Source organism: uncultured Holdemanella sp., assembly GCF_934754935.1.
Taxonomy (GTDB): domain Bacteria; phylum Bacillota_I; class Bacilli_A; order Erysipelotrichales; family Erysipelotrichaceae; genus Holdemanella.
In genome coordinates this window covers 1-11,701 of the sequence record NZ_CAKVJB010000049.1, presented here as the reverse complement: position 1 = coordinate 11,701, position 11,701 = coordinate 1, and the positions used below count along the sequence as shown (strand labels likewise).

General features: G+C 33.3%; 12 protein-coding genes and 1 riboswitch. Of the genes, 1 reads left to right on the top strand and 11 read right to left on the bottom strand.

Annotated elements, in window-relative coordinates:
• Window positions 1-79: 79 nt before the first annotated feature.
• From thiD to Q0E86_RS10425, 5 genes are all read right to left on the bottom strand, one after another.
• Window positions 80-886 (bottom strand): bifunctional hydroxymethylpyrimidine kinase/phosphomethylpyrimidine kinase, encoded by an 807-nt coding sequence (gene thiD / locus Q0E86_RS10445; protein WP_295756906.1) that lies wholly within the window; start codon window positions 884-886, stop codon window positions 80-82.
• A complete protein-coding gene (locus Q0E86_RS10440; protein WP_295756903.1) occupies window positions 855-1,445 on the bottom strand; it encodes an HAD family phosphatase in 591 nt (196 codons plus the stop codon). Before Q0E86_RS10440 ends, thiD begins: the two co-directional genes overlap by 32 nt.
• A gap of 47 nt (window positions 1,446-1,492) precedes the next feature.
• Window positions 1,493-1,592, bottom strand: a riboswitch (TPP riboswitch).
• Between the two features lie 6 nt (window positions 1,593-1,598).
• The gene (locus Q0E86_RS10435; RefSeq protein WP_295756900.1) at window positions 1,599-1,943 is read right to left on the bottom strand and encodes a DUF1667 domain-containing protein; all 345 of its coding nucleotides are present in this window, start codon (window positions 1,941-1,943) and stop codon (window positions 1,599-1,601) included.
• Window positions 1,943-3,205: an NAD(P)/FAD-dependent oxidoreductase gene (locus Q0E86_RS10430; RefSeq protein WP_295756898.1), complete on the bottom strand. Its 1,263-nt coding sequence runs from the start codon at window positions 3,203-3,205 to the stop codon at window positions 1,943-1,945. The genes Q0E86_RS10435 and Q0E86_RS10430 overlap by 1 nt, the downstream gene beginning before the upstream one ends.
• The gene (locus Q0E86_RS10425; protein ID WP_295756895.1) at window positions 3,198-4,628 is read right to left on the bottom strand and encodes an NAD(P)/FAD-dependent oxidoreductase; all 1,431 of its coding nucleotides are present in this window, start codon (window positions 4,626-4,628) and stop codon (window positions 3,198-3,200) included. The genes Q0E86_RS10430 and Q0E86_RS10425 overlap by 8 nt, the downstream gene beginning before the upstream one ends.
• Before the next feature lie 198 nt (window positions 4,629-4,826).
• Here Q0E86_RS10425 and Q0E86_RS10420 point away from each other — a divergent pair, with 198 nt between their 5' ends.
• The gene (locus Q0E86_RS10420; protein WP_295756892.1) at window positions 4,827-5,858 is read left to right on the top strand and encodes a LacI family DNA-binding transcriptional regulator; all 1,032 of its coding nucleotides are present in this window, start codon (window positions 4,827-4,829) and stop codon (window positions 5,856-5,858) included.
• Here Q0E86_RS10420 and Q0E86_RS10415 read toward each other — a convergent pair.
• From Q0E86_RS10415 to Q0E86_RS10390, 6 genes are all read right to left on the bottom strand, one after another.
• Entirely contained in the window at window positions 5,830-7,104 is a 1,275-nt protein-coding gene (locus Q0E86_RS10415; RefSeq protein WP_295756890.1) for a serine dehydratase subunit alpha family protein, read from the bottom strand. The genes Q0E86_RS10420 and Q0E86_RS10415 overlap by 29 nt on opposite strands.
• Window positions 7,097-7,714, bottom strand: coding sequence for a hypothetical protein (locus Q0E86_RS10410; RefSeq protein ID WP_295756887.1), 618 nt, complete (start codon window positions 7,712-7,714; stop codon window positions 7,097-7,099). Before Q0E86_RS10410 ends, Q0E86_RS10415 begins: the two co-directional genes overlap by 8 nt.
• Entirely contained in the window at window positions 7,715-8,260 is a 546-nt protein-coding gene (locus Q0E86_RS10405) for a hypothetical protein (protein ID WP_295756884.1), read from the bottom strand.
• Window positions 8,257-9,027, bottom strand: coding sequence for a mechanosensitive ion channel family protein (locus tag Q0E86_RS10400; protein WP_288517918.1), 771 nt, complete (start codon window positions 9,025-9,027; stop codon window positions 8,257-8,259). The genes Q0E86_RS10405 and Q0E86_RS10400 overlap by 4 nt, the downstream gene beginning before the upstream one ends.
• A gap of 5 nt (window positions 9,028-9,032) precedes the next feature.
• On the bottom strand, window positions 9,033-10,034 hold the full coding sequence (locus Q0E86_RS10395) for an aromatic acid exporter family protein (protein WP_288517916.1): 1,002 nt from the start codon (window positions 10,032-10,034) through the stop codon (window positions 9,033-9,035).
• Window positions 10,035-10,124: 90 nt separating this feature from the next.
• Window positions 10,125-11,546 (bottom strand): ATP-binding protein, encoded by a 1,422-nt coding sequence (locus Q0E86_RS10390; RefSeq protein ID WP_295756880.1) that lies wholly within the window; start codon window positions 11,544-11,546, stop codon window positions 10,125-10,127.
• Between the last annotated feature and the right edge of the window lie 155 nt (window positions 11,547-11,701).

The window sequence follows — 11,701 nt, the reverse complement described above, 5'->3', positions numbered from 1 at the left end:
TTTCCACAAGCTATTTTATTATACCACCAATGATTCATATTTTTCTATTTACCATGCATTTGCAAAAGAGGAGCTATTTTTATTTAAATTCTTTTGTATATTCATTATCTATCGCAAACGAATGATCCATAGGACCTGAGCCTTTACCTAAATCAAGCATTGCACTTAATGCACCTGAAATATAATCCTTTGCACGTCTAACTGAAATATCTAAATCAAACCCTTTCGCAAGATTTGATGCGATTGCGCTCGACAAAGTACACCCAGTTCCATGTGTATTTGAATTATTGATACGTTTTCCTTTAAACCAAGTAAATGAATCATTTCTATATAGTAAATCATTCGCATCATTGATTTGATGACCACCCTTAACTAGAGTAGCACATCCAAAAGTCTCACTGATTTTTTTAGCCGCTTCAACCATATTTGTCTCATCCATAATATCCATTCCTGAAAGTACTTCTGCTTCCGGAATATTTGGAGTAATCAAAGTAGCTAAAGGCAATAATTCTTTTTTTAATGTTTCAATCGCATCTTCACTAATCAATTTAGCACCACTTGTCGCAACCATAACTGGATCAACCACAATATTTTTTGCCTTATATTCCTTAAGTTTCTTTGCGATCATTTCTATCAAACTCGAACTTGATACCATTCCAATCTTAATGGCATCCGGATAAATATCCGTAAATACCGCATCTAACTGTTCACCTAAAAATTCAGGTGTTACATCCATAATACCTGTAACTCCCATAGTATTTTGAGCAGTTAATGCCGTAATCGCACTTGTCGCAAATACATGGTTAGCACACATCGTTTTGATATCTGCCTGAATCCCTGCTCCTCCACTCGAATCACTTCCCGCAATTGTTAATGCACTCTTCATTTAAATCTCTCCAATCTTTTATTTTAATCACTTTAAATCCAACTTTTCTTGCCGCATCTATACAATAATCTGCATCTTCAAACACAAAAATATTATCTGGTTTTTGTTCCAAAATATCTGCACAAGCTAAATAAAAACCCGGATCATCCTTACCCTTATTCACCTTTGAACAAGTCATAATATCTTCAAAATAATCTAAAACCCCAAGTCTTTTTAACGCACTTTTTACTAACTCTTCATCACAACTCGTACCAATCACATTCATTGAATCAAAATGCGTAATAAAATCTTTAAACCCAGGCATCAGTTTCACTTCGTGCTTATAGAAATCCGATATAAGATTCAATACCTCTGAAATAATAACTTCTTCTTGTTTATAGATTCTATAACGTTTCTTTAAGTATATTGCGCTCTGCTCTAAACTCATTTCTGAAACAATTTTATCAAGATTTTTTTCTGGAATCCGATCTAAACTTTGTATATATCGACTTGCCAAAGTATTCCATACTTCCATTGAATCTAGAATTGTTCCATCCACATCAAAAATAGAATAATTCATTTTCTCACCACCAAGAAAAAAGCTGCAGAAAACCAATCTGCAGCTCACTATCAAAAAGATATATTCCCTACGTTGGCATTATCCAAATCAGGTTATTGGGTCTAGGACTAGCCTACTCTCAGCCTAAAAGCTCCCCACTTTTTAACAGAAATATTATAAGTCTTTCGTCGCAACTAAATCAACACCCGTACCACAAATATCAGGAACAATTACATCTTCACGATGCACTGGTGCCTTTACAACCACATGATTCAACTCTTTCATCACATCAAAGATTTTTTCCTTTGGGATATCCCCATTAGTTTTCACACTCAATCTCTCAATTTCAGCACCCACAATTTTAACTGTACTTGTCACTACACGAGTTGGATGTGTACACTCTTTCTTTCCATAGATTGCACCTCTAGGGCAGCCGTTTCCAGTTACTTTATAATCATTTTCTTCATCCACCTTTAAGTGACAACCCTTAGGGCAAGTTATACAAATTAACTCTCTCATTACACATCCTCCTTTACAGATACAACCAATTCTTTATCTGCCTTTTCAAGCAATACTTTAGGAATCGATATCTTCTCCATTTCACTTGGAATCACATGTTCCTTTTTAAATTTCGCAATTACTGTATCCCCATCTTTCACAACAATATTCACATTTTGTGTTGGTCTTCTTACACGGAAAGAAAGCTCAACACTCTTTTCCACATTATCCTTACGAATATATTGCGGAACAACATATGAAATATTATCTCCATTAACTGTTCTAACAACATTCTCTTTAGATACTTCACCATTTAAAATATATTGACCAGCACCCGTTCCAGCTTTTTCGCTTTCAGAACTGACAAAATCCACTAGATCATGCACATGCACAACGTTACCCGATGCGAATACGCCTTCCATAGAAGTTTCCATATTTTCGTATACAATAGGTCCGTGTGTTCTTGGATCTATTTCAACGCCTAATTCATTCGACAATTCGTTTTCTGGAATCAATCCAACTGACAATAAAACGCAGTCACAATCAAATTCCATCTCGGTTCCTTCAATTGGATTTCTATTTTCATCCACCTTAGAGACAACAACCTTTTCTACTCTAGACTTACCCACAATATCCGTAATTGTATGACTTAAATACAATGGGATATCATAATCATGTAGACACTGAACAATATTACGATTCAAACCATTTGAATAAGGCATCACTTCAACAACAGCCAAAACTTTTGCGCCTTCCAAAGTCATTCTTCGAGCCATGATCAAACCAATGTCACCACTACCCAAAATCACAACTCTTTTGCCAGGCATATACCCTTCAATATTTACATATCGCTGAGCCGCACCTGCCGTAAACACACCAGAAGCTCTTGTGCCAGGAATCGCAATCGCACCACGCGTTCTTTCACGACAACCCATATTTAAAATAATTGATTTAGCCTGAATCATTAAATATCCATGAATGCTACTAGAACAATACACCCTTTTATCTGGCGTAATCTCAATAACCATTGTATCCAATAAGATATCAATATCCGTTTTATTGACTTCATCAATATATTTACCTGCATATTCAGGACCAGTTAATTCTTCTTTAAAGTGGTGTAAGCCAAAGCCATTATGAATACACTGATTTAAAATACCACCTAACTCTTTATCTCGTTCAATGATCAAAACAGATTTTGCGCCATTTTGTTTAGCCGCCATCGCACTGGCAAGACCTGCAGGACCACCACCAATGACTACTACATCATACTTATTATTCATCGTCATTCTCCTTTGTTCTTCCACACAAAATATAAGAACCATTCTTATCTAACATGATATCTAGTTGACTAACACCCAACTCTTTAGCTAAAATCTCCTGTACTCTAGGTCCACAGAAGCCAGACTGACATCTGCCCATACCTGCATTACATCTACGCTTGATTCCATCTAAACTCACTGGTTTTGGACTACGACGAATCGCATCAATAATTTCTCCCTCACTGATAGTTTCGCAACGACAAATAATACGACCATACTCAGGATGTTTTTCAATATATTCTTTTCTTTGTTCATGAGACATTTCTTTAAATCGAACAACTTTTCTTGTAGAAACATAATCCTTCTTTAAATTTAAGAAATAATTCTTTTCTTGCATCATTCTCACAACATCTAATGCGATTGCGCTCGCACTACTTAAACCAGGACTTGCCATACCTGCAATTGAGAAGAAATTATGTACATCTTTATCTTCTCCAACAATAAAATCTTTTATATCACTTCTTGCACGCAATCCTGCAAAAGTACGAATATTTTCTTGAAGCTTCATATTTGGTACAGATCTAACCGCATTTTCACGAATTGTTTTTAAACCTGCAGCACTAGTCGAATAATCATCCGCATCTGTATTTGTACTTGTAGGACCCACAATCAAGTTTCCATCGACTGTAGGAGCTACCAATACACCCTTACCAATCTTTGTAGGACACTGAAAAATTACATGATGAACCAAGTTTCCTTGTGATTTATCCAATAAATAATATTCACCCTTATTTGGCGTAATCTTATAATCTGGTTTTTTAATTAAACCCGTCACACGATCACACATAACACCTGCACAATTTACGACTAATGGAGCTTTATATTTTTCGTTCACAACAAAGATATCCCCATCTTTTTTTATACTTGTAACTTCTTCATTCATACGAAGCTCCACACCATTTTGAACAGCCACTTCACTTAATGCGATCGCAAACTGCCAAGGATTAATGATACATGCACTTGGTGCATATAAAGCGCTTGTACAAGCTGGATTTAAATTTGGTTCCATTTTTGATAACTCAGGCTGCTTAATAATACGCTGATTTTCAACACCATTTTCCACACCACGCTTATATAACGTTTCAATAGTCTTGTCATCCTCTTCACTAAATCCAACAACTAAAGAACCTATGTTTTTACAAGGAACATCTAAATCTTTACATAAAGAAGGAATAATTTTATTTCCCCAAATATTATATTTTGCCATTAAAGTATGAGGCTCTGGATCATAACCCGCATGAATAATGGCACTATTTGCCTTTGTCGTTTCATCAGCCACATCATTATTTTTTTCTAACCACAATACTTTTCCACTATATTTACTCAATTCAAAAGCCAAAGAGCATCCACTGATACCCGCTCCAATTATTATACAATCATACATAGTTCACACCTCTTTCAAAATAACGATACACTTATTTTTATTTCCTTTCAAACAAGTAAAATCCGCCAATTTTATTAATCAAATTATTGATTAATAACTAGACAACAAAATAAAATGGTGTAAGATAAAAATAAGTATTGATTAATAATTTGATTAGTAATCAATATATTAATCAAAATAAATCAAAAGAGGTTCATTATGGGAAAAAGAAACAAAGTCACTACACGCGATATAGCCAAAGCCACCAATGTATCACAATCCACTGTATCTATGATTTTGAGCGATAATAAAAATGTATCTTTCAAAGAAGAAACAGTGAAACTTGTCAAAAGAACAGCCAAACAAATGGGATATAAAAAGCCAGAAGCAAAAAAAAGATATTCAAATACTAAGAATACCATTGTCGTCATTTGTTCAAATTTATCAAATTCCTATTATTCTATGGTCGTTTCAAGTATCATTCAGCAAGCAAGCAAGACCAAAACACAAATTCTTACAATTTCCACACTTCGTAAAGATGAACTTGAAAAGCATGCACTTTCAAGCTTAAAACTATTAAAACCATGTGGAATTATCCTACTCTATCCACCTAAATTCATCGATGAATGGAACTTACTTTCCAAACAAATTCCATGCATCATTATTGGGGATAAGCCCAAAAATCTAGACTGTGATTCGATTGAACTCAACAGTTTTAAATGTGGAAAGCTATTAGGTAATCATTTAAAACAACTAGGACACAAAAAAATTGCGTATATTTCAAGTCCATTAGATACAACAGAAATTGGTCGTAACGAAAGATATGAAGGTGTAAAAAGTGTAATATCAAACACGCAAGTGTTCTTTAGTTCTTCTAAGCAATTTGAAATATATCCAATCGAAAAAAGAGAATATGAAAACGGGTATCATTTAACGAAACAAATTCTAAGTGATAAATACGATGCCTACATAGGAAACAATGACATGACAGCTTTAGGTATCTTGGCCTGTTTAAAAGATCACAACATCAAAACAAGTGTAGCTGGATTTGACAATATTCCAGAAACAGATTTTCCCCAAATCCAACTTACAACCGTCGATCATGGTGCTTGTGAAAAAGGCAAAGAAGCTGTAGATATTCTTTTAGAACAAACAAAAAGCGAACGAAAACGTATCGTCCATATGGAATATGAACCTCAGTTAATCATTCGCTTATCTACTTTTAATCGCAAGAAATCATCATCTCAATAATCTTATCATTTGTTTGAAGCATTCCTTGAGAACCAAGTGTTCCAATATTTTGAATTGTTTCATCCACACTATGAGCAACGATTCCATCACCTGCATAGAATTGTTGCTTATTTTTATACATATAATAACCCATGATACCTGCATCTATACTAGAAGCAATCTTAGCTGCGCAACTTGCCTTTGCCCCATCACAAATTGTTCCCGAAAGAATAGCTAACGCATTCACAATAGTATGTTGAATCTCTTCATACGTACCATCATGTAAGTAGGCAATTCCAGCTCCTGCAGCAGCTCCGGCACTCACAGCACCACAAAATGCCGATAAAGTACCTATACCTGTTTTAATATAAATAGCTGTTAAATTCGATAAAACCAAAGCACGATACAATTGTTCGTTTGTGCAATTTAATTCTTTGGCATACACAACAACTGGTACACAACAAGTAATACCCTGATTACCACTTCCTGAATTGATTACAACTGGCAGTTCACAACCATTCATTCTTGCATCAGATCCTGCAGCTGCATAAGCTTTAGCTTTTGTCTTTACACAATCTGAATCCATATTCAAGATTACATGACCAATATTTGCGCCATACGAATTATGGATTCCCTCATTTGCGATAGCCATGTTACAAGCAATTTGACGATCCAATATTTCTTTTACATCGTCAATATCCACAGTTTGTGAAAAATCCCATATTTGTTTCATAATCAAAGCACTATGATCCGCCTTATGTTCTAAATTTGTCGTCTTATCTTCAAAAATGACTTTCCAGTCTTTTTCAATCTGAACAATATTTGTATGCGTATCCACAATACGAACACTGGCATGTTCTTGTTCATAATAAACATTGATTTCTAAATCAAATACATGACCTTGTTCAATGTGCTGCACTGTAATATTTGTGTTCTGAACATATTCTGGCAATTCTTCTATTTGATCACGAGTCGCATTAGAAAGCACCTCAAGCTTTGCGTCTGCATCCCCATATAAAGCGCCAGCTGCAGCTGCCACTTCAATACCTTTTAAGCCATTCGTGTGTGGTACAATTACACTCTTAACATTTTTAATAATACTTCCACTTGCCTTAACAACAATACGATCCGGCAAATGATCTAGTACCTGCGTTGCCTTAGCACACGCATAACTAATTGCGATAGGCTCCGTACATCCCATAGCCATCACTAATTCTTCTTTTAATATTTGTACATAAATTGAATATAATGAATCCGATTTATTCATGTTCCTTTACCCATACACACGCCAGCTTGTGATCTTCCATTTCTGTCATACCAAAATAAATTGTATCCTTTTCTTTCACGCCAAAATCCTGGCGTAAAGCCGTTAATATAGTTCCATACATTTTTCCATCTTGTACTCCTTCAAGGCGAACCCAACATGCTTCCGGATCCTTTCCTTCTTCTAGAAAATACACCATGATATCATCTGGATATTCCAAATGTCTTGATGGATCCAACTCTTTATAGAGACGAAGCTCTTCTAATTCCTTAGAAACTTCTGTGGCCTTTTCAACCATATCAATCTTATCTTGAAACAACTCTACATTTACATTATCCAAAATTTGAATATCCATTTCCTGCACATCAAAACGAGGTATCTTACAAGATACACCAATCGGTACAATACGATATTCAATATTGCGTTTCTTAGTTTCCAAAGCTACGATTTCAAAAATAAAGCCTGCATTATGATCGATATAGCCATACATTAATGCACCATATAAATTATCTAACTTTAATCCCATCTTCTCTAAAAGTTTAACCATTTTCACGCCATGGATTTCTACCATTTTTTGATCCATATCACGAAAACTCATTTCATATACTTTCATCTACTCACCCTCATACACATCTTTTAATTCTTCAAAGTTATATTCCAATACCTTATTCAATTCAACGATATCTAAATCTTCATCCACTGGAAAATCCGATACATTCATATCGTTGGCTTTGACATATTCTTTAAATAATTCCATTGATTGATAATAGTAATCCTGAAACTCTTTAAAACCATCCCAAATCGCAAAGCCACGACCATTGATTACACAAGCCTCTTCTTCTATATCATCCACTTTTTCAACTTGAATTTCAATCTCAAAAGGCTCTTCTAAATCATAAACCATCTTAAAAGTATCCCCCTCTTTGAAATCTGGTTGAATCAATGAAGCACAAGGCAACTTATTAAATTGTTCATCCTCACAATTAGGACACACAAACGGAATTCCATTCGACTCAATCACAAAGTCAGCGTATTCTTCTGATAAGTAAGACGCCAATGTATAATAAGCTAAATCCGCTAAAGATAACGAGTTAGGTAAACTCATGTAGCGATACATTAAATTATTAAATCCCAATACTTCTGTATATACTTTTATCATGATTGACTTACCTCTACTGAATAATTTCCAAAATTAATATTGGCTTTTCCATACTCTTTTACAAGTTCATAACGAATCTTTGCGAGCATATCAAAACCATCTAGACTTGTTTTACTTGGAACAACAACACGTAAATCAATACCCGTTGTAGAAAAGTTGATAACTTTGACTTCAATTGGATTCTCGCTTTGAATATCATATTCCAACATTGTCTTTTCAACTAGATTTTTCAAAATATCAATCGCCAAATCAATATCCGTTCCATAAGAAACCTCAATTTCTAAATAATTATTCTTTCGTGTATCTTGAAAAAATGCATTTTCAATCGTTGCCGAATTCAAAGTTGAGTTTGGCACAATAATACGATTACTTTCATACGTACGAATGATCGTATGACGAAAGCGAATACTTTCAACATACCCAATTAATTCTCCTTGATTGACTTTAATTAAATCTCCTTCTACAAATGGTTTAAATGTTAAAATCATCAAACCACTACATAGATTTCCAAAGGCATCTTTAGCAGCAACACCTAAAACTAGGGCAACCACTCCACTAGATGCAGCAAGATAAGACATAATGGGTTTTGTCTGTTCAAATTGTCCAAGAAAAATCATTCCATTAATAAACACCAATACGTATTTCACTAATCTGGCAAAACTTGCCTTATTTGTGACATCCTTCTTATATAAAACTTTGCGAATTCCCTTATAAATTCCAATAGAAACTATACCTGTTACAACAGTTACAATAATGATTGATTTCATTTATATCATCTCCAATACAACTTTTTCTGTTCCTCTGTTGTTTGATCAATAAACTTCTTCTTTGTGTATAAAAACTCTTCAAGATCCATATAAATGTGTAGAAGCATCGCCTTTGATTCAAACTCAATTTGGTTTGTCGGCAAATTCTCATTTTGTTTATCCTTCAACATTTTGTGAAGTGAAGTAATTTGTGGCTGAGGATCATTTTTTTCATGAATAAACGGAATTAAATATTCAATATATTTTGCCAATTCATGCGCCTCTTGTGGCATCCTACGAATCTTTCGTATCTTATAATGAAGCATATGTAAAATATCGCACTGTAAAGCACGCATTTCAAAATAACGAATATAATAATCCGGTAAATTTGTAAAAGTATTATCCTGATATTCCATCGCAATATGAATATACTTTTCTGCCTGCTCTTTTACATCTTCTAACTCTTTCCAAATTGTTGTATTTCTTTCCTCACTTTGAATATAGTGAACAATTTGATACATCAAGCTTTGAATCTTATCTTCCATATATTCCATACAAGAATTCAAATATTCTTCTTCCCCACTATAATCGTGAACTAAATTCAATAAGAATGCGATAATGGCCCCAATTAAAATCAAATAAAATTCATTCAACATAAAATGAAAACTAAAATCCAAATAACTCAAGTAATGCACGGCAATCATCGCATTTACACTTAAAGTATTCTGACATTTCATTTTCTCACTATACCCAACTAAGCACGCAATCACAAGTCCAAATGCAATCCAATGACTTGGAATAAGTTCAAAGAAAATAAAACAGAATAGAATGGTCAAAAAAAATGTGGAAATTCTTCTAAGAACAAGCTTCACCGTTCCCCATTTTGTCGTCAATAATGACAATAGTGCAATCGTTCCTGCACTTGTTGGATTATCCAACTTAAAAAAGTAGGCTAAAATAATCGCAATGGCACTTCCAACGCCTATCTTAAGTGATAGTATTAATACTCTTTTTGTATCTCTTTTCATATGCATACATTTTATGCGAAATCAAAAAAAAGGACAATATTAATTGTCACTTCTTTTTAAATACATCTTCATCACTAAATAATTGTATTTTTACTCTTTATACAAATCTTCTAAAGTATACAAAATAGTGTGTGATAAATCTATTTCATCAAAATATTTTGTATAACCACTTAAGGAAAATAAAAGATATTTCTTTACTACATAGTTAATGGGAATGGATTTTGTTCTTCGAATTAAAACATCATAAATATTTTTATCAATGGCTTCATTTTTAAACTTGCACTCACCAACCACAATAGCCTTATCTATAACAGAAATACCTACCACATCTATATCGGCAGACTGGATTTTTTTTCTTCCTGATTCATCCTTCATAACTTCAGTACCCCACCAATTTCCAACTTCTGTTATAAAGCATCCAAAATCATCTTGAACGCCTAGTTTTAATGTATATGTTTTGCACATATCTTCAAAAATAGGCCCCATGAACCTATGAAGTTTATCTTTCACCATTTTTTCATAATATAGCTTACCATTTCCCATTTCGATAACGCTAATTCCTTTAGGAACAAATTCATACCAAAATTTAAACATATAATCTTTCAAAACATACTGCGTCTTCTTTTTGTTTTTTTCTTCTGTAATACAATATTTTTTCTCCACAATCCCCACACTAATTAATTTATTTAATTGATATAATATAGCACTTTCTGATTCATGTATTTTATCCGCAATCAAATTCAACGCATTTTGTCCAGCTGCAATCTGTTCAATTATATTATTCACCAATGTAGTATCCGAAAAATCTTGTATCAGTAGATTTCTTGTCTCATCATATAAATATCCACTTGTATCAAAATATAAATTCACAATATTTTCATCAAGACTTTTCTTAGGATCAATTAAAGATAAATATTTTGCGACTCCACCTGTTATTCCATAACAAATCGCCTTTTGTTCTAGACTATAATTTGGAACAAATCGTGCTGCATCTAAATAATCAAACGTGTCTAATCGAATTTGAGAGGTTTTCCTTCCAAAAATTGGACTTTTTTCACTTAAAACTTTATTTTCCATAAAACTTAATGATGATCCACATAAAATAATATAAATATTTTTATCCAACCATTCATTATCAATATATTTTTGTAGAACCGACAAAAAGCCTTCATCTTTTTCTGCCCAATATGGCAATTCATCGATAATAAACACTAATTTCTCATCTGACAAATTATTTGTCATAAAAGAAAACAAGTTTTCTAGGCTTGAAAAAGAAACACCCGACATATTTAAAGCAAGTGTTTGAATAACTTGTTGCGATAATAATTCTAAATTACGTGCAGCTCCAACTCTACTTGCAGTATAAAACACTGTCTTTTTATCTTTAATAAATTCTAATAGTAAAGTTGATTTTCCAATTCTTCTACGACCATACAAAATTGTCATTGAAAATCCCTTTTTATTATATTCGTTTTCCAAAACATGCAATTCTTTTTCTCTTCCAATAAACATACAATCGTCTCCTTTTATTAAAATAGATTTTATTAAAATCGTTTTTAATAAAATCTATTTTAATTATAATCTTTCCTAATAACCTTAACTTTGCAGAATTTGTATAACTAAAAAATAAAAGAAGCATTAGTAGCTAAATTCACCAATGCTTCTGT

Coding starts and splice junctions, on each gene's coding strand:
- Q0E86_RS10390 (WP_295756880.1), bottom strand. CDS start 11,546: ATGTTTATTGGAAGAGAAAAAGAATTGCATGTTTTGGAAAACGAATAT.
- Q0E86_RS10430 (WP_295756898.1), bottom strand. CDS start 3,205: ATGAATAATAAGTATGATGTAGTAGTCATTGGTGGTGGTCCTGCAGGT.
- Q0E86_RS10440 (WP_295756903.1), bottom strand. CDS start 1,445: ATGAATTATTCTATTTTTGATGTGGATGGAACAATTCTAGATTCAATG.
- Q0E86_RS10420 (WP_295756892.1), top strand. CDS start 4,827: ATGGGAAAAAGAAACAAAGTCACTACACGCGATATAGCCAAAGCCACC.
- Q0E86_RS10400 (WP_288517918.1), bottom strand. CDS start 9,027: ATGAAATCAATCATTATTGTAACTGTTGTAACAGGTATAGTTTCTATT.
- Q0E86_RS10410 (WP_295756887.1), bottom strand. CDS start 7,714: ATGAAAGTATATGAAATGAGTTTTCGTGATATGGATCAAAAAATGGTA.
- Q0E86_RS10405 (WP_295756884.1), bottom strand. CDS start 8,260: ATGATAAAAGTATATACAGAAGTATTGGGATTTAATAATTTAATGTAT.
- Q0E86_RS10415 (WP_295756890.1), bottom strand. CDS start 7,104: ATGAATAAATCGGATTCATTATATTCAATTTATGTACAAATATTAAAA.
- Q0E86_RS10425 (WP_295756895.1), bottom strand. CDS start 4,628: ATGTATGATTGTATAATAATTGGAGCGGGTATCAGTGGATGCTCTTTG.
- Q0E86_RS10395 (WP_288517916.1), bottom strand. CDS start 10,034: ATGAAAAGAGATACAAAAAGAGTATTAATACTATCACTTAAGATAGGC.
- thiD (WP_295756906.1), bottom strand. CDS start 886: ATGAAGAGTGCATTAACAATTGCGGGAAGTGATTCGAGTGGAGGAGCA.
- Q0E86_RS10435 (WP_295756900.1), bottom strand. CDS start 1,943: ATGAGAGAGTTAATTTGTATAACTTGCCCTAAGGGTTGTCACTTAAAG.